The following is a 21,137-nucleotide window of genomic DNA, read 5'->3' as shown; positions in this document are numbered from 1 at the left end:
ACGGGCCATCCGTCTGCGGTCACCGCGCCCGCCCGTCATGTAACTGTTACATGCGTCCACTACGATCGAGATTCCGGTGGGGAGCGCCATTTCGGGTCTAGAGGCCGCGGAACGTGCTCACCGCCACGCATCGAGGGGAGTGCCATGACCGACGCCCGAACTTACCTTGGCCTGGACGCGTACCTGTTCGATCTGGACGGGGTGCTGACGCCGACGGCCGAGGTGCACATGCACGCCTGGGCGCTCATGTTCACCGAGTTCTTCGAATCGCGGGCAGTGCGCCCCTACACGGACGCCGACTACTTCGAGCACCTCGATGGCAAACCGCGCTACGCGGGCGTCGCCGACCTGCTGGCCTCGCGCGGGATCGTGCTCCCGACGGGCGATCCGACCGACGCGCCGGACGTTCTCACGGTGTGCGGGCTCGGCAACCGGAAGAACGAGGTGTTCACCTCCGTCCTGCGGGACGAGGGCGTGGCGCCCTATCCGGGTTCGATCGCCCTGATCGAGGCGGCGCTCGCCGCGGGACTGAAGATCGCCGTTGTCTCCTCGAGCCGCAACGCGGTGCCGGTGCTCGCGGCGGCGAAACTCGACCACTACTTCGAGGTGGTCGTGGACGGCCTGCTCGCCGCCGCGAAGCACATTCCCGGCAAGCCCGCCCCCGACACTTACCTGTACGGCGCCGAACTTCTGGGCGTTCCGCGGGAGCGGGCGATCGTGGTCGAGGACGCGCCGTCTGGCGTGGCCGCGGGCCGCGCCGGAGACTTCGGCTTCGTGCTCGGGGTCAATCGCGGGGCGGGCGCGGCGGAATTGCTTGAGAACGGAGCGGACGAGGTCGTCGATGACCTCCTGCCGGTCGCCATCGCACTGCAGCAATTCGAAGGGAACCGCGCATGAGTCACGGAACGGCCCCGTCCGCCGACCCGCTCGACCGTTCCCGCTTCCCCGCCGACCCCTGGGCGCTGCGCGAGACACGCTACAGCGGCCACGACCTCGGCCAGATGGAGACGCTGTTCGCGGTGGGCAACGGCTACCTGGGACTGCGCGGCAACCTGGAGGAGGGGCGCGATTCGTTCGCGCACGGCACCTTCATCAACGGCTTCCACGAGACGTGGCCCATCAGGCACGCGGAGGAGGCCTACGGCTTCGCCCGCGTGGGCCAGACGATCATCAACGCGCCCGACGCCAAGGTCATCCGCATCTACGTGGACGACGAACCGCTGCTGCTCTCGGTCGCCGACCTGCACGAGTATGAGCGCTCGCTCGACTTCCGCTCCGGCGTGCTCACCCGCTCGCTCGTCTGGCAGACGCCGTCCGGTCGTCGCGTGCGCATCACATCGACGCGCATGGTGTCGTTCACGGAGCGGCATCTCGCCGTGATGACGTACGAGGTCACGGTCCTGGATGGGGACGAGGTCCCCCTGTCCATCTCGTGCCAGATCCTCAATCGGCAGGACGGGCAGGACGAGTACCACGTGCCGGGGGCCGCGATGGGCGAGGGCTTCGATCCGCGCAAGTCCGAGACCCTGGCGGGCCGGGTGCTGCAACCCGAGGAGAGCTGGGAAAAGGACGGGCGGATCGCGCTGGGCTATCGCGCCACGTCGTCGGGAATGACGATCGGCGTGATGGCGGCGCACGAGATCGAGACGGAGAACTCGTACGAGGTCTTCGCCAGCGCCGACGCCGATCTGTGCAAGCGCGTCTACCGGGTGCACGCCCGCGCCGGAGTCCCGATCAAGGTCACCAAGCTCGTCAGTTATCACACGTCCCGCGGCGTGCCCGCACGTGAGCTTATCGACCGCTGCGAACTCACCCTGGATCGCGCCAGTAAGCGCGGCGCCGACGCCGAGTTCGCTCGCCAGCGCGCCTGGCTGGACGACTTCTGGGCCCGATCCGATGTCGAGATCACAGGGCAGCCGGAACTGCAGCAGGCGGTGCGGTGGAACCTCTTCCAGCTCGCGCAGGCCACGGCCCGGGCGGAGGGCAACGGCATCCCGGCCAAGGGCGTGACCGGCTCGGGGTATTCGGGCCACTACTTCTGGGACACCGAGATCTACGTGCTCCCCTTCCTGACCTACACCTCGCCGCTGTTCGCCCGCAATGCCCTGCGCTTCCGCTACACGATGCTGCCCGCGGCGCGTGCCCGCGCGGTGGAGCTTAACCAGGACGGCGCGCTTTTCCCATGGCGCACCATCAACGGGCTGGAGGCCTCGGCCTACTACGCGGCGGGCACGGCGCAGTATCACATCGACGCGGACATCGCCCATGCGGTGCGGCAGTACGTGAACGCGACGGGGGACGAGGACTTCCTGGCGCGCGAGGGCATCGACCTGCTGGTCGAGACCGCTCGCCTGTGGGCCGACCTGGGCTTCTGGCGCGAGAACGGCGACGACACGTTCCACATTCACGGCGTCACCGGACCGGACGAGTACACGACCGTGGTGAACGACAACATGTTCACCAACGTGATGGCGCGGGCGAATCTGCGCGGTGCGCTGCGCGCGATCGAACTGCTGCGCCGCGACCATCCCGACGGGCTCGCCGCCGCCATCGGCCGGCTCGGGATCACCGAGGACGAGTTGTCCGAGTGGCACCGGGCCGCCGAGCACATGGCGATCCCCTACGACTCGCGGCTCGGCATCCACCCGCAGGATGCGCAGTTCCTGGAGAAGGAGCTGTGGGATCTGCCCAACACGCCCCCGGACAAGCGGCCGCTACTGCTCCACTTCCACCCCTTGGTGATCTACCGCTTCCAGGTGCTCAAGCAGGCGGACGTCGTCCTTGCGCTGTTCTTGCAGGGGGACGAGTTCTCCCTCGCGCAGAAATTGGCCGACTTCGACTACTACGATCCGCTCACGACCGGCGACTCGACGCTGTCCGCCGTGGTGCAGTCGATCGTCGCCTCGGAGGTGGGTTACCAGGAACTGGCGCTCGACTACTTCCGGCTGGCCGCCTACGTGGACCTCGCGGACTTGCACCACAACGCGTCCGACGGCGTGCACGTCGCCTCGATCGGCGGGGTGTGGAACGCGCTGGTGTGCGGGTTCGGGGGGTTCCGAGACTATCTCGGGAACTTCTCGCTCGAACCTCGCCTGCCCGAGGTCTGGGAGGGCCTGACGTTCCGGGTGACTCTCAAGGGCACGCGGGTGCGCGTCGAACTCACTGCCGGCCAGGCCGTGCTCACCGTCGAGGACGGCGAGCACGCCACCCTCACGGTGTGCGGCGACGAGGTGAGGGTCGAGGCGGGTAGCCCGATCACTGTCAGCCTGCCCGAGGCACCCCGCCTCATCGGTTCGCCCGAGGTGCGCGACATCGAGGGCAGCCGCCGCGCGGACGGTACTCGCATGGTCGCCAGCGTGCCCACGACCCCGACCGTGGTCGTGCCGGAACCCGAGGTGGACCCGTACTCGATCTAGCCGCCGCCAGGTGTTCCGGTTCGGGGCATTCTTTTTCAGTTGACCCGCATGCATTTCATACCGCGAACGGAAATATCATGGGGTGAACCGCGGGTGACACGGGCCAGCCAGCCTCGACCTGCCCGGCAACGCTAGATGAGTGCCATGGGAACGCCCTCAGGGACAACTAGGCTGGTTGTCATGTCGCAACTGTTCTCGAACTCGCCGCAGTCCTCGTCCGCGCTGGAAGAACTCGTCCAGACCGTCCGCACCCTGCTCGGGGAGGATGGCTGCGCGTGGGACCGCGAACAGACTCACGAGACGCTGGCCAAGTACCTGCTGGAGGAGACGTGCGAGGCCCTGGATGCGATTGCCGCAGGCGATAACGACGAACTGGCCGAGGAACTGGGCGACGTGCTGTTCCAGGTGCTCTTCCACGCCGAGATCGCCCGGCGCGATGGCGAGGGATACGACATCGAGTCGCTGGCCGCCGCGACGAACGAGAAGATGCGCCGCCGTCACGCCCATGTGTTCGGTGATCCCGCCCAGCGAACGCAGAACATCGACGAGATCGAAGCGAGCTGGAAGCGGCTCAAGGACGAGGAAAAGGCGGAACGCACCTCGGTGCTCGACGGCGTTCCACAGTCCCTTCCCGCGCTCGCGCTCGCGGCCAAGGTGGTAGCTCGCGGTGAATCGCTGGGCCTGCTCGGCACGCGCGAGGCCGCCGCTGCGACCTTCCCGTTCGACGACGAGGAGCAGCTGGGCAGGATGTTGCTCGCGCTCGTCTCCTCCGCCCGTGCGCAGGGCTACGACCCGGAGCAGGCGCTGCGGGCCACGGTCCGTGAATTGAGTGCGGAGATCCGCGTGGCCGAGGACCAGCTCGGCGATGCCGGGGTCGTGGGGCGATCGGGCGATGCGCCGAGTTAGGTAAGGTCGTCGCTCACTAGGGCAGCTCCCGCCACTCGTTCCGGCAAGTGGCCACGGCGGCGGGACTAACCCAGCAGCCGGACCAGCGCGACCCCCACAAGGACGATGCCAGCCCCCATGAGCCGGGTTCTCGTCACCGGGCGCCGACGCGCACCCAGCCAGCCGAAGTGGTCGATCAGCAGCGACGCGACAAGTTGCCCCAGGAGTACCAGGCTTACGGTCATCGAGGTGCCGAGCGTCGGCGCCGCGTAGGCGGCACCCGCAACAAATAATGCCCCGAGCAGGCCGCCCGCGAACAGCGCAGGACGCGGGCGTTCGGCGTCAGCGGTAACGACGCTACGCCAGGTGCGTGCCGCGAGATTGATGACGAGCAGGCAGGCCGTTCCGACCAGGAACGAGACGAGGGCGGCGAAGATCGGCGATCCTGCTCGAACGCCGAGCGTGCCATTGACGGCCGTCTGAATCGAGGACAGGAAGCCGCCGCCGATGCCCATGGCGACGAGCACTGGCAGTAGCCAGGCGCGCCTCGCTCGCGCCTTCCCATCCGACTCGGCGATGGCCTTGGACGAGACCCATGCGCCGCCGATCACCAGCCCCGCCCCGATCACGCGTACTGCGTTGAGCGAGTGCTGTGTCGCACCGACCAGCGCGAACGCGTCAATAATCACGCCGCCCACGATCTGCCCGACGACCGGGATGACCACGGCGGTGGCGGCCCCGAGGTGGTGCATCAGCACCATGTTCAAGGTCAGGTACACGACCCCGCATACACCGCCGATCCACAGCCACCAGGGTTGGTCAGCGGCGGAGAACTCGTCCAGGGAAGGGCGGGCGATCGCCACCGCGACCCCGAGCGCGACCGTGCCGATCGCGAAGGAGGTGAGCGAGGCGAGCCAGGTGGATGCCAAGACTCTGGACAGTCGGGTGTTGATCGCCGTCTGAACGGGCAGCAGGCAGCCGACGATGAGCGCCGTTGCCAGCGCGGCGAGGATCAGCAAGGCGGCTAGTCGTCCAGACCCAGATCGAATGCCCGGGCGAGGTCGTGCTGCGAGTAGGCGCGGAAGGCGATGAACGTCTGCGTGCGCAGTACGCCTGGGACCTTCGATATGCCGCCGGCGATGACCTCGGCGAGTGCATCGTGCTCGCGCACTCGTACGACGGCGATCAGGTCGATGTCGCCGGTCACGGAGTAGACCTCGGACACGCCATCGAGGTCCGCGAGGATCTGGGCGATCTCGGGGATCTGATCCGGCTCGGTGTCGATGTGGACGATGGCGGTGATCATGGCAATCCTCTTCGTGAGCTGACCGGTTGCTCCTATAACTGTAGGCCCACATGGGTGCACGAGCCTTGGATGCTGTCGCTGCTACATCGGGAGAGGACTCCACCCCAGCCCCAAGGCCGAAACGTTTCGGCGAATAGCGTGTAGCATTGTGGCGTGACTACCGCAGACAATGGCGCCTCGCGCACACCCCGACTCGTTGCCTTCGACCTCGACGACACGCTCGCCCCCTCGAAGTCGCCGCTCGACCCCCGCATGGCCGGGCTCCTCATCGACCTGCTGCGCCGCGTTCCCGTGTGCATCATCTCGGGCGGTCAACTCGGTCAGTTCAAGATGCAGGTCATCGACAACCTTGCGGGTGCGGACGACGCGGCGCTCGCGCGCCTGCACCTCATGCCTACCTGCGGCACGCAGTACTACACGCACTCCTCGAACGGCTGGGACCAGATCTACGCCGAGGACCTCACGCAGGACGAGAAGTCACGCGCGCTCGCATCCGTCGAGACACGCGCCAAGGAACTCGGCCTGTGGGAGACCGAGACCTGGGGCCCGATCCTGGAGGACCGGGGAAGCCAGATCACGTTCTCGGCACTCGGCCAGCAGGCACCCGTCGACGCCAAGTCGGCCTGGGATCCGGACGGTGCCAAGAAGTCCGCGCTGCGGGACGCCGTGGCCGCCGATGTCCCCGATCTCGAAGTGCGCTCCGGTGGCTCCACGTCCGTCGACATCACCCGCAAGGGCATCGACAAGGCGTACGGCATGCGCAAGCTCTCCGCGCTGACCGGCATCCCGCTCGATGACATGCTGTTCGTCGGCGACCGCCTCGACCCCGATGGCAACGACTACCCCGTCAAGGCGCTCGGGGTTCCCTGCCACGCCGTGCACGGCTGGGAGGACACGGCGGCCTTCCTGGACGAGCTCATCCCCACCCTCTAGCGCGGCGGACAATCGCGGCGCGGGCCTCGTCGAAACCCCGAGTCCATGTCACCATAGACCCATGGCAATTCCTCGGAAGTTCCTGGGTAAGGACGAACGCGTCATCATCACGATGCGCACGCATGGCAAGGCGATGATCCTGCCGATCATCGGGTTCCTCGCCGTGCTCGCGGTCACCTCCGCGCTCGTGGTCATCATTCCCGACGACTGGCGGTCCTGGGGCCACTGGGTGATCGGCGCTCTCTCGCTGATCGGATTCGTGTGGTTGTTCGTGCTGCCGCTCCTGCGCTGGCTCAATGCCACGTATACGCTGACGGATCGGCGGATCATCACGCGTCAGGGCATCCTGAACAAAACCGGGCACGACGTGCCGCTCACGCGGATCAACAACGTCACCTACGACCGATCGATCATCGACCGTGTGCTGGGTTGCGGGACGCTCGTGTTCACCACGGCCGCCGAGGAGCCGCTGTCGTTGCCCGACGTGCCGCACGTCGAGCGCGTGCACGTGATGGTGACCGAGTTGCTGTTCGGCAATACCGTGGGCGCCGAGGCCGTGGCGGATGAACTCGAAGGCCGCAAGACCGGCGAAACGCCGACCGCACCCGAGGCCGCGTCCGAAGCACCGCCGCGACCAGGCGCGCTCGCCAGCGACGACGACTAGCGTCGCGGGTTGCCTAATCGAGGACGCGGGCGCGGACCGATAGGCACGTCACGCAGCCTTCCATTTTCTCGAACTCCGTGATCGGCGTTTCTACTACGTTGAGGCCACGAGAGCGCAGGAGTTCGGCTGTGCGGGGCGCCGATGCGGAGATGAGGACGGCGTCATCGCCCACGACGACGACGGCGATTCCCTCGATCTCAGGGACGTCCAGGTAGGTGGCGAATGATTCGGGCGCGTCGACGATGTCGGGGTGCCCGATGACCGTGCCGTCCGGCAGCGCCGTGACCTGGCTCTTCAGGTGGAGCGTCTTGGTGACCGGGACAGTGATCGTCTCGTAGCCGTTCGCGGAGCCGATCGCGGCGAGTTGCCGGATGCCCTCGTCGTTGGTGCGCGAACTCCTTCCGACGTAGATCGTCTTGCCGATCTTGAGGACGTCCCCGCCCTCAAGGGTACCGGGAGCGGAGATGCGGTGGATCTCGAAGCCGAGGTCCGACAGTGCGTTCGCCATCGAGTCGATCTCGCCTTTGCGGCTGTCAGCGCCGGGGTTGGTGAGCACGGCTACGGAGCCGAGCAGCACGACCGTATCCTCCACGAACACGCCATCTGGCTGATCGTCTGCCGGTGCCAGTTCGATGGGCGCGAACCCTGCTGCGTCAAGCGCGGCGACGTACTGCTGCCACTGGCGCAGGGCCAGATCGTAGTCGACAGGGACGCGCTCGAAGTGCGTGAGCTCGCCTTCGGCGAGAGCGGGCGATGGACGGCGAACCAATACGCGAGTCATGGGTCAATTGTCGCAGTCCTCTCGTCGCAGTCCTCTAGTCGCGGTTCTCTCGCCGCGGTCCTCTCGCCGCGGTCCTCTCGTCGCGGTTCACCCCATGAAATTTCAGTTGAGCGTGCGAAATACACCGCGGTGAACTGAAATTTGTGTGGGTGGACCGGGACGAGGGCATTCAAAAGGCACCCCTAGCCAGCGGATGCTGCAGCGATCGCTGACGACGATGACGCTGAAGTTGTCCACATCTGGTCTCGAAGGCGCGGGTTGACAGCAGTGAGCCTCGATTCTGGTGAGATGGCAGAGAAAGACGACAGAAACGCGAACCGTCGCGCAGAGCACCCTGCTTCGGATCAGGTTTTGGCGATCCTTGATGCAGCGGAACGTCCGATCGTGCACGTGTCCGAGTTGGTGACAAGACGGACGGAGCGCGTCGCGATCGATTCGCTGGTGAAACACAGAACACTCGTGCGAGTTGCCCATGGGTACTACGCATGGACGAAACGTTGGAACGACATGACGAGGACGCAACGGCATGCGGCACTCGCGCGCGCTGTCGCGCTGAGGAACCCGCGCCTGTGCTTCAACCACGCGACGGCGGCGATCCTGCACGGACTGCCATGGTCTGGTCGTCCACCGAGGAGACTGCAGACACTGGTCGAGGGCGCGAAGAAGGCCTATTCCACGGGTCTGATTCAAACGCGGAATGTTCCCAGCGACGGCAGGAGCGTGCTTGTTGACGGTGTCCGGGTCACCTCGATGGCGCAGACGCTGTTGGATGTCGCCTGCGATCGACCTCTGTGGATCGGGCTCGCGTGCGCTGATGCGGCGTTTCGCAAACTGCCGGCCACGGACGACGCCCTACGCGACCTCGTTCAGCGGAATCCGCGGCGCAAGGGAATCGTCACGGCGAGGAAGGTGGTTGAACTGGCCGATCCTCGTTCAGAGTCCGGCGGTGAGTCGATATGCCGGGCCATGATTCACCTGTTAGGTTTCGCGGCGCCGTCGTTGCAACAGGTGTTCATGGACGGCGACGGCTTCATTGGACGCGGAGACTTCTATTGGGAGGACGTGCGCGTGCTCCTGGAATTCGACGGCATGGCCAAGTACGCGGATGCCAGAATGCTCGCAGGCAAGGCCCCGCACGACGTGTTCGTCGAGGAACGGCGTCGCGAGCACCGCATTCGTAGCCTCGGAATACGCGTGATCCGTGCGACGTGGGCCGATCTTCGTGATCTGAAACGGCTTGCCCGATTACTCGACGAAGCCGGCGTGCCGAGGCGAACGCCGGTTCGCCCCATGAAAGTTCCGTTCGGGGTGTGAAATACACCGCGGTGAACTGAAATATGTGTGGGTGAACCGGCCAGCACCCGGATGCCATCCGGCGCGGCACCCGATAACGGAACGCTACGAGGTTGGCCGCTGGAAGTCGCGGCTTGCCGTGACCCCCGCGCGCATGCCGACCTCGGCTGCCTCGGCAGCATCCAGATGCCACACGTATTCGTTCTTCAACTTGGCGCCGTCCTCGGCGAACACGCCCGTGCGGAAGGCGTAGAACGCCAGAGTCGGCTCCGTTCCGGGGGCGCTGGTCTTGATGGCGTTGTTAAAGTCGCCGTTCTCCGCGCGAAGCGCCGCGAAGACGCGCGCCGCGGCGGAGGACTCGTCCACAACAACCCCGCCCGGAGACAACTGCAGCGCTATGTGGAGCTGGCGATTCCCGGCGTAGTCCTCGTAGGAGACGAGCCGGTGATTCTCGACCGCCGGCAGAAGCTCCGCATCGCCGTTGATGACATCGCGCAGGGCATCGGGCGGCACGACCGCGCCGTTGTAGTCGACGGACAGGTCGGATCGCCCGTAGTGGAAGAGGATCGGCAGGTCCAGGAACTTCTCGGCGATCACCTCCTGGTGACCGTACTTGCGAAGGACGGGCACGACATCGCGCATTCGAGCGACGTGCCCGCGGTCGTGGATGTTGTACCGGATGCGCGGGTTGATGTTCTCCTTGCGCGTGATGGTGACGACGATCTCGCCTGCATCGTTGGTCTCGATCAGGTAGTCGAACGGGTTGAACTGGAAGATGCTCGGCAGGACGCCGTACTCGTCCATGAGCGTCAGCTCGGCGGCGAGCGCGGGATCTGACGCGATGGCGCGGCGCAGGGCAATGGTGAACTCGGTCTCGATGGAGATGTTGATCTCGAGGTCGCTGGCGCCGTAGGAGCCGAAGACGGCGTTCGCCGATTCCATGATGCGATCCCGCATGGACTCCGAGATCCCCTCGCCGCCGAATGCGCACACCACGTCGTACTCGGCCCAGTCCAGGCGCGTGTCCTCCAGCAGACCCTTGAGGAAGGGCGGGTAGCTAGTGATGATGTACGTGAAGTTCGGCCCGAACTCCTTCATCGTCGCGATGATCTTGTCGCGATCCGGCCCGCACGACTTGATGAGCGTCATGTCGGTGAGGCTCGCGGACACGTTCATGCCGGTGGCCCACGCCCCCAGCGAGAAGGCGTTGATCACGAACGGCTGCTTGGTGAGGCGCTTGGCCGTGCGGGCGAAACCGACCTGCAGCAGTTGGCGCGTGGCGCGCCGCTCCGCGGATCCGCGCACCCAGCTCGTCGGGGTTCCCGAGGAGCCGGAGGACTCGTCCACGACCACCCCGCGGCGAGGCAGTTTCCCGCCGAGGCAACGGTCGGGGATCGAATATGCGCGGATGTAGTTGTCCTTGTCCATTTCGGGAATGGCGGCGAAGGCCTCGTCCCGGCCCGTGAAGAACGGCAGGCGGCCGGTGATTCCGCGCCGCCTGAGGAAGTCGGCGTAGGCGGGCGACTTCCTGGCGGTCAGTTCGAACGTGCGAAATGCGCGCCACCGCCCCAGGCGCCAGCGCAACGGCTCAATGCCGGGTGCCAACAGGAATTTGTGCGTGTAGACCGAATAGGTGAGGGATTTGACGACGATGTCCTGCGCCCAGACGAATGCGTAGATGAGGGGTTTCACAGCGGGGCCATCCGTTCGTCGGGGAGCGGGCCGGGATCGTGTTCGATGAGCATCGATTCGAGAGGCCTGCGATGGGCAAGAGGCGGGGTCTTGGAGTAGCCGAACCGGAACAGCATCCACACGAGCGTGCCGGGGGGCTCGTCCGCGCCGACGGTTGTGACGAAGTTGTGGTGCGACTTCGGGTTGGTGATGACCGTGCCGAAGGGGTGGAGGGACACCCCGGCGCGTTCGAATGCGAGCCAGATCCGCATGAACGCGCGTCCGGCGCGCATGTAGTCCGCCGGGCCGCCGAAGTCCCCCGTCAGCCAGCCGAGCTGCCGGACGCCGCGCATGGTGCGCAGGTAGATCCCGCGAATCAGCGCGCCGATCAGCGGCCATTGCCAGATCTCGCGGTGGCGCATGGCGAACCCCAGGATCGGCCCCGGCATGAGCATGGTCTCTGCGCTGAGGCCGTCGCCGGTAGTTGCCGCGCGCGATTTCGACGTGCGGATCCAGGTGAGGATCTCCTCGTGCACCGCGTCGTTCTGCAGGTCGTCGAACAGGGTTTCCTGGTTGACGCGGATGATCGTGTCGACGGTCGCCTGATCGCTCGTGGTGTCGAACGACTGCCCCGCTGCGGCCGCCAGCGCGGTGACGCGCTCGATGACGGCGCTATCGACGAGCCGGTTCTGGTAGGGGCGGCGCGAGGTCCGGCGGGTACGCAGCGCTGTGAGGTTTTCCGTGGACGAGTGCTCCGCCGCTTCAGGGGAAAGCGTAACGAGGGCGAGGGGATGGAGCCGGCTGGTGGCGCCGAAGTCCATCTCCTGATCGACGATCTGGATGGCTGCGCGATACCCGTGCCCGGCGGCCGCGACGGTGAGGGTTTCCAGGAACACCCCCGCGCAGACGTGCGCGAAGGGGATGCCGAAGTTCTCCGCCGGCAGTCCCAGGTCCAGGTCGTAGTAGACACGCGCCACGGCCTGATCGATCACGCGAACCTTGATCGGCTGCGAGTTGTGCGGCGATGGGTAGCGCCGCGCGTCGGGGAGGATGGCGGACCACGGCGTCGGTAACGGCATGCGGGAAGTCTATGCGCCGCCCGCGCCGTTCCGCGCGAGGAAAATGAGCCTGTGGATAACGGAATAAACCGGGCCATCGCAAGGTTGAGCCAGATAGACTCAAGTTTTGAGTAGCGAAACTTGCGCCCGTTAGACTCAAGGCGTAGGTTGAGTGATGGAGACTCAAGGAGCCCGGGATGTCGCCCGCGAAACGCAGGGCGGCCCAATTCACCCCCGGGCCCACAAAGAAGGAGTGCAACACACATGGCACGTGCAGTAGGAATCGACCTCGGAACCACCAACTCGGTCGTAGCAGTACTCGAAGGCGGCGAGCCCACGGTCATCGCCAACGCGGAGGGCGCGCGGACCACCCCGTCCGTCGTGGCCTTCTCCAAGACCGGCGAGGTGCTCGTCGGCGAAATCGCCAAGCGCCAGGCAGTGACCAACGTCGACCGCACCATCAGTTCCGTCAAGCGCCACATGGGCACGGACTGGTCGCAGGAGATCGACGGCAAGAACTACACCGCGCAGGAGATCTCCGCGCGCGTCCTCGGCAAGCTCAAGCGCGACGCCGAGGAATACCTCGGTGAACCCGTCACGGACGCGGTCATCACCGTCCCCGCATACTTCAACGACGCCGAGCGTCAGGCCACCAAGGACGCCGGACAGATCGCCGGGCTCAACGTCCTGCGCATCGTCAACGAGCCGACCGCCGCAGCGCTCGCGTATGGCCTGGAGAAGGGCAAGGAGGACGAGCTCATCCTGGTCTTCGACCTCGGTGGCGGTACGTTCGATGTCTCGCTTCTCGAAGTCGGCAAGGACGAGGACGAGTTCTCGACCATTCAGGTCCGCGCGACCTCGGGTGACAACCGCCTCGGCGGCGACGACTGGGACAACCGCATCGTCGAGCACCTGATCAAGGAAGTGAAGAACAACTACGGCGTCGACCTGTCCAAGGACAAGATCGCGCTGCAGCGTCTGCGCGAGGCGGCCGAGCAGGCCAAGAAGGAACTCTCGAGCGCCACGAGCACCAACATCTCGATGCAGTACCTGTCGATGAGCGAGAACGGGCCGATCCACCTGGACACGACCTTGACCCGCGCGCAGTTCCAGCAGCTGACCGCGGACCTGATCGAGCGCACGAAGGCGCCGTTCCACGCCGTCATCCGCGACGCAGGGATCTCCGTGTCGGACATCGACCACGTCGTGCTCGTCGGTGGCTCGACCCGTATGCCGGCCGTGACCGAGGTCGTCAAGGAGCTCACCGGCGGACAGGAGCCCAACAAGGGCGTCAACCCCGATGAGGTCGTCGCCGTCGGCGCTGCCCTGCAGGCCGGCGTCATCAAGGGTGAGCGTAAGGACGTGCTGCTCATCGACGTCACGCCCCTGAGCCTCGGCATCGAGACCAAGGGTGGCGTCATGACCAAGCTGATCGAGCGCAACACGGCGATTCCGACCAAGCGTTCCGAGATCTTCTCGACGGCCGAGGACAACCAGTCGAGCGTCCTGATCCAGGTGTTCCAGGGCGAGCGTGAGTTCGCACGGGACAACAAGCCGCTCGGCACGTTCGACCTGACCGGCATCGCCCCGGCGCCGCGCGGAATGCCGCAGATCGAGGTCACCTTCGACATCGACGCCAACGGCATCGTGCACGTGTCCGCCAAGGACCGTGGCACGGGCAAGGAGCAGTCGATGACGATCACCGGTGGCTCGGCGCTGCCGAAGGAAGACATCGACCGCATGGTCAAGGAGGCCGAGGAGCACGCGGCCGAGGACAAGCAGCGTCGCGAGGAAGCGGAGGCCCGCAACCAGGCCGAGGCGCTCGCGTACTCGACTGAGAAGCTCATCAAGGACAACGACGAGAAGATCCCGGCCGACGTCAAGACCGAGGTCGAGGCCGCCATCGCCGAGTTGAAGACGGCTCTTGAGGGCGACGACGCGGAGGCCATCAAGGCCAAGGCGGAGGCGCTGAGCACGTCCGCGCAGAAGATCGGCGAGGCGCTCTACGCCAGCGCCGAGGCCGAGCAGGCGGCTGGCGACCAGGGCGCGGCAGATGCCGATGCCTCGGCTGCGGCCGGTGCCGGGTTCGCCTCGGACGAGGACGTCGTGGACGCCGAGATCGTCGATGACGAGGATGAGTCCAAGTGAGTGAAGAGAACCAGGGCCACGACCCCAATGAGGACGAGGCTCCGTTCCACTTCGTAGACAACCGCCGCTTCGACCCCGAGACGGGGGACGTACGCGAGGGCGCGGGCTCGGCCGATAAGGCCGGGTCCGCCCCGGGCGGTGGCGAGGTGGACGAGGACTCCATCGAACACCTCGACTTCGAGCCACCCTCGGATGAACTGGCCGCCGCGCAGCAGCGCGCGGACGAGCTCCTTGAGGACCTGCAGCGCGAACGCGCTAGTTTCACGAACTACCGCAACCGTTCGTTGCGCGACCAGCAGGCGGCCCGCACGCGCGGGGTCGAGGACGTGCTGACTGCGCTCCTGCCGGCGCTCGATGACCTTGCGCGGGCGCGGCAGCACGAGGAACTCGAGGGCCCCTTCGCGGCGATCGCTGACAAGTTGGTCGCAGCCCTGGGCAAGTTCGAGGTCGAGTCGTTCGGCGCGGTGGGGGAGGAGTTCGATCCGACCCTGCACGAGGCGCTCATGCACCAGCCGGACGAGGACGCTGCGGCGATCACCGTCACCCACGTGATCGCGCCCGGATACAAGATCGGAGACAAGGTCGTGCGTGCCGCCCAGGTGGCGGTATCCGGCCCGCAACAGTGATAAAACAGGACAACGCGTTCGCTGGTGAAGTGAATGGAAGGGAGGCGCCATGACCGGGCAAGACTGGCTGGAGAAGGACTTCTACGCCGCGCTGGGCGTCTCGCGGGATGCGGACGATGCCGCCATCAAGAAGGCATACCGCAAACTCGCCCGCAAGTATCACCCCGACCAGCATCAGGGTGATACGGCGGCCGAGGCCAAGTTCAAGGACATCTCCGAGGCTTATGCCGTGCTCTCCGACCAGAAGGAGCGCCAGCAGTACGACGCCGTTCGCCAGATGGCCGGGGGCGGGCCGCGCTTCGCTGCCGGTCCGGGCGGTGCCGGTGGTGCTGGAGGTGCCGGATTCGAGGATTTCCTCGGCGGCATGTTCGGCGGTGGCGGCGGGGGACAGGGCGGCAACGTCCGATTCTCCACCTCCGGTGGCGGCGGCTTCGAGGACATCCTGGGTGGCATGTTCGGCGGTGGCGGCTTTGGTGGCGGTTTCCGTGCCGCGCCGCCCCAGAACGGCCGCGACCTGACGGCTAGGGTCACGTTGCCGTTCCGGCAGGCCGTGTCGGGCTCGACAGCGGAACTGTCCGTCGGCGGCCGCAATATCAAGGCGCGCATCCCTGCCGGAGTGCACGATGGCCAGAAGATCCGCCTGCGGGGCAAGGGCGAGCCCGGACGGAACGGCGGCGGCGCGGGCGACCTGATCATTACTGTCAGTGTCGAGACGCACCCCGTGTTCTCTATCGAGGGCCGCAATTTGCGCGTGAACGTCCCCGTGACGTTCCCGGAGGCTGCGCTGGGTGCGACCATCGAGGTGCCGACGCTTGACGGCAAGACCGTCAAAGTCAAGGTCGCGCCGGGCACGCCATCTGGTCGCGTGCTGCGTGTCAAGGGCCGCGGAATCGAGACGCCGAAGGGCACTGGCGACCTGCTCGCCACCGTCCAGATCGTCGTGCCACAGCGCCTCGACGATGCGGCACGCGAGGCGATAGAGCAGTTCTCCGCCGCTACGGACGGTACCGATGTCCGTGAATCGTTGCGAGAGCAAGCTCGGTTGTGACCTGATGAACGCCGATGACAGCCGCCGCGGGCCCGATCAGTTCGGGCCCGACGGCGGCGTGCGTTTTTCGGACGAGCAGCTCGGCGTTCCCATCTTCGTCATCTCGCGCGCCGCGGAACTCGCTGGAATGCACCCGCAGACACTGCGCCAGTACGACCGGCTGGGGTTGGTTTCCCCGCGCCGCACCGCGGGCAAAGGGCGTCGCTATTCGTTGCGCGACGTGGCCACGTTGCGGGAAATCCAGCGACTGAGCAAGGACGAGGGGATCAACCTGGCGGGCATCCGACGCATCCTCGCCCTCGAATCGGAGGTCGCACGCCTGCGCGGCCACATCGATTTGCTGCTCACGCGCGAACCCGGCAGCCGTATCTTCGAGGCCGGGGCCCAGGGTGATGTGACGGTGTTGCGCAGTGAGCAGCAGAAGCGGACACGCCGCGTCACGATCCGTGGCGTCATCGAGGCGCACCCGCATCGCGAAGCGCGCCGCCGCGACTAGGCGGCGAGGGTTAATTTCGCAATTACGCAACAATTGCGTCGCGTATTTCGTTGATATTTTGCGGAAAGTTAGTGCGGCCTACCTTCCTAGCGGGAATTTGAATACCGGTTTATCTTGGTTGAAAGATCGTCATATGTCGAACAACCAGGAGGCAATCATGTCCACTGTCGCGGATCTTCCCCACATCTCAGAGTGTTCTGTCGCCGGCTGCTCGTACAACAGCGAGCACTCGTGCCACGCGGGTGCGGTGACCATTGCGCAGTCGTCGGGATCGACGTCGTGCGCCACCTTCATCCCCTTGGGAATCAAAGGCGGCCTGGATCGCGTGGTGGCCGAGGTAGGCGCGTGCCACCGCTCCAACTGCACTCACAACAGTTCGCTCGAGTGCCACGCCTCGACCGTTCGGATCGGCGCCGGCCCCGACGACGTTACACACGCGGGCTGTCTGACATTCGAGACGCGCTAAGAACTCCCGGCGCACATCCCACGAATTAGGGAACCATTTCCTTCGCTAATTCTTGAGAAGTGTTTCGTGGTTCAATATTGATGGTGCCCCGGAGGTGGAGACGACGTGAGTCGTCGAGCCCCTCCGGGGTGCCGTCTTGATTGGGCACCCCGTGGCGGACCGAGCCGTCCGGCTGGGCGCGCGGGGGAACTCGTCCAGCCCCTCAGTCCACCACGCCGTACAGGCGGTCGCCCGCATCGCCCAGGCCCGGGACGATGTAGCCCTTCGCGTTCAGCCTCTCGTCTACAGCGGCGACGACGATCTTTACCTCGGCGCGATCGCCGACGGACTGCCGCACGGCGTCAATACCTTCCGGCGCGGCGAGCAGGCAGATGGCCGTCACGTCCTTGGCACCGAGTTCGAGCAGGTAGTCGATCGCCATGATCAGCGTCCCGCCGGTGGCGAGCATCGGGTCGAGGAGGAAGGTCTGGCGACCAGTAATGTCTTGCGGTAGGCGGTTGGCGTAGGTGACGGCCTCGAGGGTCGTCTCATCCCGGAGCATGCCGAGGAAGCCAACCTCCGCGGTCGGCAGGAGTTTCGACATGCCTTCGAGCATGCCCAATCCCGCGCGCAGGATCGGTACGACCAGCGGTCGCGGCGTGGAGATGTGGGTTCCGGTGGTCGTCGCAACGGGTGTGGTGACCTCGACGGTCTCGACCCGCACTTCGCGCGTTGCCTCATAGGCGAGGAGGGCCACGAGCTCCTCGACGAGCCGGCGAAATGTCGGGGAATCCGTGTTGACGTCGCGCAGGACGGTCAGCTTGTGGGCGATGAGCGGGTGGTCGGCCACGTGAAGTTCCATGCGTCAACCGTACCGCCCCGCGCGCCCCCGCCGCCGCGACTTTGGGCCGGTGTCACACTTGTGTGGTGACTTCGGCGGACCTGGGTGCGGATGGCGGGATGCAGAGCGCCGTTATGGACGAGGCCCTCGCGCTGGCACGGACAGCGGCCACTCAGGGGGATGTCCCCGTGGGTGCTGTGGTGGTGGCGGCGGACGGCGAGGTGATCGGGCGCGGGTATAACGTGCGCGAGGCGGCTCACGATCCGGCGGGGCACGCCGAGGTGGTCGCACTGCGCGAAGCCGCCGCCGTGCGCGGCACGTGGCGCCTCGATGATGCCACGCTGGTCGTGACCCTCGAACCCTGTGCGATGTGCGCCGGAGCGATCCTGCTATCGCGGGTTCGGCGGGTTGTCTTCGGCGCGTGGGACGACAAGATGGGCGCCTGCGGATCGGTGTGGGATCTGGTACGCGATCGCCGTATGAATCACTTCGTCGAGGTGGTGGCCCAGGTGCGCGAGGACGAGTGCTCCTCCTTGCTCCGCGAGTTCTTCTCCGAGCATCGAACGTAGCCGTTTTCGCAGGTCTAGCCGATTTGCAGAGGGCTGAAAGATGGTCGATTGGGAATTCCGAGGGGTTTCGCGGTAGTCTAGCGGGCGCAAGGTAGCGTGTCCGAGCGGCCTAAGGAGCACGCCTCGAAAGCGTGTGTGGGTGAAAGTCCACCGTGGGTTCAAATCCCACCGCTACCGCCAAATGTGAGGAGCCCGTCCCGTCAGGGGCGGGCTCCTCACATTTATCTGACGGAGGGGGATTTGGGAGGAGCGAGCGTCAGCGAGTGACGGCTCCCACCGCTACCGCCAAGTAGTACACGTTGGAACCCCCGGTGAACGCAAGTTCGCCGGGGGTTTTCTCGTCTCCTAGCGTCTTGAGGTTGCCGTGGGCGTGACCTCTGGTTTCGGGACTGTCTTAATAACGGTGTGTGAGGGTCCGGTCTGATCCGAAAGGAGATGGCCGTGGCTGACACGACCGATATCGTCGTTGACGAGGAGATGATTGATCCTGTGACTGAGGAGATCATCGATCAGAAGGAGCTCGCGGCGCGTTTGCTCGCGCAAGCGAAGGAATAGGGTGTGAGTTTGCCGGGCCGGGTGGCATGCTCAGCCAGCTCACGAACAGTGTGCTCGAGACGGCGTTGGAAGCGGAGCTGACCGAGCATCTCGGTCATGAGCACGGCGGGACCCCGATCGCGGAGGATATGCGCAACGGGACGCGCGTGAAGACCTTGCTCACCGAAATCGGGCCCGTGGAGATCATGGTTCCTGGAGATCGTGACGGGTCCTTCGAGCGGGTGATCGTCCTGGGCGGAGAACGCGTGCGTTCCTGGAATACATGTCGAAATCCGCCGAGTGATCTGCACCACGAACGCGATCGAATCGATCAACGCCCGGTACCGGCGCGCGGTCCGGGCGCGCGGGCATTTCCCCAACGAGGCTGCTGCGCTGAAACGTCTCTATCTCGTGACGAGGTCGCTTGAACCCACCGGCGGCGGGAGAGCACGCTGGGTGATCAGGTGGAAACCAGCGCTCAACGCGCATCCGATCACCTTCGCCGGACGGTTCGAGAGAACCACTCACTAATGAAAACCGCCGGACCCACACACCGTATATCGGACAGACCCGAGCGCGGGAGCGCTCGGTGCCAATGTAGCGATCGGAGCAATTACGAAAGCGGGTGGAGCCACCTGCAGTTTGGCAATCGGCGCGATCGTCGAGCAGGCGAACCGTGCCGATATTCGCGGGATGTGTCTCAAAGTGAAGTACATTCATGCTATCGCTTATGTTCCGGACATCTAGTCGGGTGGTTACTGCAAATGATGACTTGGGTCCAATGGGCTGCGTTGATCCGAACGGCCGTAGTCTTACCGGCTATTTTGCCGTTCATCGCAACGCACGTTCCTCGCACGTACCTACTGCTACTGGCAGTCCTTTCAGTGGTGCACCTAGTGGTAGTACCACTGCTTGCGCGTAGCCGAGCCGCCGAGCGTTCGAGCGTTATTGCCACCATGATCGTCAGTGCCGTCGTAGCGGTGTTCGTGACACTTGCGTACGCAGATTGGGTGACCATCGGTGCTATGCAATCAGTTATCGGATGCTTCGTCCTTATCGAAGGCTTCTGGCTCAACACCAAGCCAGTCCGTCGACGGCGTGAGGCTCCGGTGAGCCCGCAGGGATCTCGATAGAAACGCGCCTGTCGGACGGCGGCCGCTCTTCCAGGAAGGATCGCTACTAGGTGCGCACAATGAGCCGTGACGAAGGTTCAGGCTAGACAGGGTTCACTTCCTGGCTCTTGAACTGAAGTATCAGTTGCTTGACGTGTCGCCACACTTGCTCGTTCCGACTGTTCTGCAGAGCGCCCGCCAAATGTGAGGAGCGAGCGTCAGCGAGTGACGGCTCCCACCGCTACCGCCATTGCGATGTCGCAGGACATCCCGGACGCCCGAACCCACGAAACGTGGGTTCGGGCGTTTGTCATTTTGTTGCGGGTGTGGGTCGTCTTGTCGCGCGTGTCGGTGTTAGGGCCGGTGGTAGGTGCGGCCTTCATGCCGGTGGTGTAGCTGCTCGCGGGTGTGGCTCGGTGGCCCGGCTGCGGCCCGGTCGGGTTCGTTGGTGTGCCCGCATGCGGATCGCACGTCCCGATCGACACCCTGTTTGCCCGTAGTATCGCCGGCGCGGGATGCGAGGTTGGCGTGATGGACGCTCCGCAATGCCCGCCTTGAATCCGGGCCATGCGGTGAGATTGAGTCGATGAGGCGCCTAACCCGGCGCAGTCCCGGGCTCATGGCGGATGGCGCGTCAGCTGCTGGCGGTGGCGTCCTCGGTCGGCGCGGCGGATGCGGGTGCGGGCGCCGGGGTCAACTCGGCGAGCGGCTGGCAGCCCGGGAGGTTGTTCATGGGCACGCCGGTCTCGAGCTTGACCTCGTCCTCCGGGATGAGCCCGTCGAATCCCTGCCCGACGGTCAGATCGATCTGCGCGTTCGTGCGGGCGTCGTATTGCAGCACGACGCCGGGGATCTGCGCGGCCAGCGTGTAGGCGCGGCCAACACCCTTGGCACCGTAGGCGATCTTGGCGTTCTGCACGCCGGTTTTCACGTTGCCAGTCGCCAGGATCGTGAAGCCGCGCTCTTCCAGCGACTTCGCTGTAGTCGCGGCGAGCCCGCGGCGTTCGGAGGCGTTGTAGACGCGGACGCGTACCTTCTTATAGCCGATCGGCTTTTCCTTGCCCTCGACGAGGCACGCCGGCACGATCGGATCGTCGGCGGGAATCACGGTGGACGAGAAGCCCCGCGCGAACGGCATCGATACCGCACCGTTGTAGATGGCGACCGCGCCCAGAGCCGCTAGCGCCATGGCCGCGATGAGCACACCGAAGACGACCGATTGGCGCGCTCGCTTACGGCGAATGCGTTGCCGGCGCGCCCGAACCACAGGGTCGACGGGCTGCTTGTCGTTGGTGGCCACCAAACTCCCTA

At 65.7% G+C, this 21,137-nt stretch carries 19 protein-coding genes, 1 tRNA gene and 2 pseudogenes; 15 read left to right on the top strand and 7 right to left on the bottom strand.

Going from position 1 to position 21,137, the window contains the following annotated elements; genetic code table 11:
* Positions 1 to 144: 144 nt before the first annotated feature.
* The 3 genes from FB461_RS10425 (at position 145) to FB461_RS10415 (ending at position 4,322) form a co-directional block, all read left to right on the top strand.
* Positions 145 to 897, top strand: coding sequence for an HAD family hydrolase (locus FB461_RS10425; protein WP_142121848.1), 753 nt, complete (start codon positions 145 to 147; stop codon positions 895 to 897).
* On the top strand, positions 894 to 3,416 hold the full coding sequence (locus tag FB461_RS10420) for a glycoside hydrolase family 65 protein (protein ID WP_142121846.1): 2,523 nt from the start codon (positions 894 to 896) through the stop codon (positions 3,414 to 3,416). Before FB461_RS10425 ends, FB461_RS10420 begins: the two co-directional genes overlap by 4 nt.
* A gap of 180 nt (positions 3,417 to 3,596) precedes the next feature.
* On the top strand, positions 3,597 to 4,322 hold the full coding sequence (locus FB461_RS10415; protein WP_142121844.1) for a MazG nucleotide pyrophosphohydrolase domain-containing protein: 726 nt from the start codon (positions 3,597 to 3,599) through the stop codon (positions 4,320 to 4,322).
* Between the two features lie 65 nt (positions 4,323 to 4,387).
* Here the strand turns inward: FB461_RS10415 and FB461_RS12055 are convergent, their stop codons facing one another.
* Together FB461_RS12055 and FB461_RS10400 are read right to left on the bottom strand one after the other, a co-directional pair.
* On the bottom strand, positions 4,388 to 5,320 hold the full coding sequence (locus FB461_RS12055; protein WP_170222717.1) for a DMT family transporter: 933 nt from the start codon (positions 5,318 to 5,320) through the stop codon (positions 4,388 to 4,390).
* Between the two features lie 5 nt (positions 5,321 to 5,325).
* Positions 5,326 to 5,607 (bottom strand): Lrp/AsnC family transcriptional regulator, encoded by a 282-nt coding sequence (locus FB461_RS10400; RefSeq protein ID WP_142121842.1) that lies wholly within the window; start codon positions 5,605 to 5,607, stop codon positions 5,326 to 5,328.
* 153 nt (positions 5,608 to 5,760) lie between these two features.
* Here FB461_RS10400 and FB461_RS10395 point away from each other — a divergent pair, with 153 nt between their 5' ends.
* Together FB461_RS10395 and FB461_RS10390 are read left to right on the top strand one after the other, a co-directional pair.
* Positions 5,761 to 6,540, top strand: a complete 780-nt coding sequence (locus FB461_RS10395; protein ID WP_142121840.1) for an HAD-IIB family hydrolase — start codon at positions 5,761 to 5,763, stop codon at positions 6,538 to 6,540.
* Positions 6,541 to 6,601: 61 nt separating this feature from the next.
* On the top strand, positions 6,602 to 7,204 hold the full coding sequence (locus FB461_RS10390; protein WP_142121838.1) for a PH domain-containing protein: 603 nt from the start codon (positions 6,602 to 6,604) through the stop codon (positions 7,202 to 7,204).
* Positions 7,205 to 7,217: 13 nt separating this feature from the next.
* Here the strand turns inward: FB461_RS10390 and ddaH are convergent, their stop codons facing one another.
* On the bottom strand, positions 7,218 to 7,985 hold the full coding sequence (gene ddaH, locus FB461_RS10385) for a dimethylargininase (protein WP_142121836.1): 768 nt from the start codon (positions 7,983 to 7,985) through the stop codon (positions 7,218 to 7,220).
* Between the two features lie 507 nt (positions 7,986 to 8,492).
* Between ddaH and FB461_RS10380 the strand changes: the two genes are divergently transcribed.
* Complete coding sequence (locus FB461_RS10380) at positions 8,493 to 9,299, top strand: type IV toxin-antitoxin system AbiEi family antitoxin (RefSeq protein WP_142121835.1); 807 nt, start codon at positions 8,493 to 8,495, stop codon at positions 9,297 to 9,299.
* A gap of 84 nt (positions 9,300 to 9,383) precedes the next feature.
* Here FB461_RS10380 and FB461_RS10375 read toward each other — a convergent pair whose 3' ends face one another.
* On the bottom strand, positions 9,384 to 10,970 hold the full coding sequence (locus FB461_RS10375; RefSeq protein WP_142121833.1) for a phenylacetate--CoA ligase family protein: 1,587 nt from the start codon (positions 10,968 to 10,970) through the stop codon (positions 9,384 to 9,386).
* The gene (locus FB461_RS10370) at positions 10,967 to 12,028 is read right to left on the bottom strand and encodes a nitroreductase family protein (protein ID WP_142121831.1); all 1,062 of its coding nucleotides are present in this window, start codon (positions 12,026 to 12,028) and stop codon (positions 10,967 to 10,969) included. Before FB461_RS10370 ends, FB461_RS10375 begins: the two co-directional genes overlap by 4 nt.
* A gap of 243 nt (positions 12,029 to 12,271) precedes the next feature.
* Here FB461_RS10370 and dnaK point away from each other — a divergent pair, with 243 nt between their 5' ends.
* The 5 genes from dnaK (at position 12,272) to FB461_RS10345 (ending at position 16,791) form a co-directional block, all read left to right on the top strand.
* Positions 12,272 to 14,155, top strand: a complete 1,884-nt coding sequence (dnaK, locus tag FB461_RS10365) for a molecular chaperone DnaK (protein WP_142121829.1) — start codon at positions 12,272 to 12,274, stop codon at positions 14,153 to 14,155.
* Positions 14,152 to 14,781, top strand: coding sequence for a nucleotide exchange factor GrpE (locus tag FB461_RS10360; RefSeq protein WP_142121827.1), 630 nt, complete (start codon positions 14,152 to 14,154; stop codon positions 14,779 to 14,781). Before dnaK ends, FB461_RS10360 begins: the two co-directional genes overlap by 4 nt.
* Positions 14,782 to 14,830: 49 nt before the next feature.
* Positions 14,831 to 15,829: a DnaJ C-terminal domain-containing protein gene (locus FB461_RS10355; protein ID WP_142121825.1), complete on the top strand. Its 999-nt coding sequence runs from the start codon at positions 14,831 to 14,833 to the stop codon at positions 15,827 to 15,829.
* A gap of 127 nt (positions 15,830 to 15,956) precedes the next feature.
* Positions 15,957 to 16,325, top strand: coding sequence for a heat shock protein transcriptional repressor HspR (locus tag FB461_RS10350; protein WP_246046226.1), 369 nt, complete (start codon positions 15,957 to 15,959; stop codon positions 16,323 to 16,325).
* A gap of 157 nt (positions 16,326 to 16,482) precedes the next feature.
* On the top strand, positions 16,483 to 16,791 hold the full coding sequence (locus tag FB461_RS10345) for a DUF1540 domain-containing protein (protein ID WP_211349912.1): 309 nt from the start codon (positions 16,483 to 16,485) through the stop codon (positions 16,789 to 16,791).
* A 202-nt stretch (positions 16,792 to 16,993) separates the two neighbouring features.
* On the opposite strand, the gene upp is transcribed toward FB461_RS10345, so the two are convergent.
* On the bottom strand, positions 16,994 to 17,632 hold the full coding sequence (upp, locus tag FB461_RS10340) for a uracil phosphoribosyltransferase (protein WP_142121820.1): 639 nt from the start codon (positions 17,630 to 17,632) through the stop codon (positions 16,994 to 16,996).
* Between the two features lie 113 nt (positions 17,633 to 17,745).
* Here upp and tadA point away from each other — a divergent pair, with 113 nt between their 5' ends.
* From tadA to FB461_RS12355, 4 genes and pseudogenes are all read left to right on the top strand, one after another.
* Positions 17,746 to 18,180, top strand: a complete 435-nt coding sequence (tadA, locus tag FB461_RS10335; RefSeq protein WP_142122079.1) for a tRNA adenosine(34) deaminase TadA — start codon at positions 17,746 to 17,748, stop codon at positions 18,178 to 18,180.
* Positions 18,181 to 18,270: 90 nt separating this feature from the next.
* Positions 18,271 to 18,360, top strand: a tRNA-Ser gene (locus tag FB461_RS10330).
* Positions 18,361 to 18,761: 401 nt separating this feature from the next.
* Positions 18,762 to 18,908, top strand: a pseudogene (locus tag FB461_RS12360) (transposase); the annotation flags it as partial.
* A gap of 88 nt (positions 18,909 to 18,996) precedes the next feature.
* Positions 18,997 to 19,245, top strand: a pseudogene (locus tag FB461_RS12355) (transposase); the annotation flags it as partial.
* Between the two features lie 1,215 nt (positions 19,246 to 20,460).
* On the opposite strand, the gene FB461_RS10320 reads toward FB461_RS12355, so the two are convergent.
* On the bottom strand, positions 20,461 to 21,126 hold the full coding sequence (locus tag FB461_RS10320; RefSeq protein WP_142121818.1) for a LytR C-terminal domain-containing protein: 666 nt from the start codon (positions 21,124 to 21,126) through the stop codon (positions 20,461 to 20,463).
* Positions 21,127 to 21,137 lie beyond the last annotated feature (11 nt).

It is taken from the genome of Rarobacter faecitabidus (genome assembly GCF_006716265.1).
Lineage (GTDB): Bacteria > Actinomycetota > Actinomycetes > Actinomycetales > Cellulomonadaceae > Rarobacter > Rarobacter faecitabidus.
Note: the sequence above shows the minus strand (reverse complement) of the source record. Positions and strands in the feature narration are given on the sequence as shown.

What these genes read in the sequence shown, in the direction of transcription:
- upp (WP_142121820.1), bottom strand. Translation starts at nt 17,632, where the DNA reads ATGGAACTTCACGTGGCCGACCACCCGCTCATCGCCCACAAGCTGACC.
- FB461_RS10345 (WP_211349912.1), top strand. Translation starts at nt 16,483, where the DNA reads ATGTCCACTGTCGCGGATCTTCCCCACATCTCAGAGTGTTCTGTCGCC.
- dnaK (WP_142121829.1), top strand. Translation starts at nt 12,272, where the DNA reads ATGGCACGTGCAGTAGGAATCGACCTCGGAACCACCAACTCGGTCGTA.
- FB461_RS10425 (WP_142121848.1), top strand. Translation starts at nt 145, where the DNA reads ATGACCGACGCCCGAACTTACCTTGGCCTGGACGCGTACCTGTTCGAT.
- FB461_RS10350 (WP_246046226.1), top strand. Translation starts at nt 15,957, where the DNA reads ATGCACCCGCAGACACTGCGCCAGTACGACCGGCTGGGGTTGGTTTCC.
- FB461_RS10355 (WP_142121825.1), top strand. Translation starts at nt 14,831, where the DNA reads ATGACCGGGCAAGACTGGCTGGAGAAGGACTTCTACGCCGCGCTGGGC.
- FB461_RS10400 (WP_142121842.1), bottom strand. Translation starts at nt 5,607, where the DNA reads ATGATCACCGCCATCGTCCACATCGACACCGAGCCGGATCAGATCCCC.
- FB461_RS10380 (WP_142121835.1), top strand. Translation starts at nt 8,493, where the DNA reads ATGACGAGGACGCAACGGCATGCGGCACTCGCGCGCGCTGTCGCGCTG.
- FB461_RS10420 (WP_142121846.1), top strand. Translation starts at nt 894, where the DNA reads ATGAGTCACGGAACGGCCCCGTCCGCCGACCCGCTCGACCGTTCCCGC.
- FB461_RS10415 (WP_142121844.1), top strand. Translation starts at nt 3,597, where the DNA reads ATGTCGCAACTGTTCTCGAACTCGCCGCAGTCCTCGTCCGCGCTGGAA.
- FB461_RS10390 (WP_142121838.1), top strand. Translation starts at nt 6,602, where the DNA reads ATGGCAATTCCTCGGAAGTTCCTGGGTAAGGACGAACGCGTCATCATC.
- FB461_RS10370 (WP_142121831.1), bottom strand. Translation starts at nt 12,028, where the DNA reads ATGCCGTTACCGACGCCGTGGTCCGCCATCCTCCCCGACGCGCGGCGC.
- ddaH (WP_142121836.1), bottom strand. Translation starts at nt 7,985, where the DNA reads ATGACTCGCGTATTGGTTCGCCGTCCATCGCCCGCTCTCGCCGAAGGC.
- tadA (WP_142122079.1), top strand. Translation starts at nt 17,746, where the DNA reads ATGGACGAGGCCCTCGCGCTGGCACGGACAGCGGCCACTCAGGGGGAT.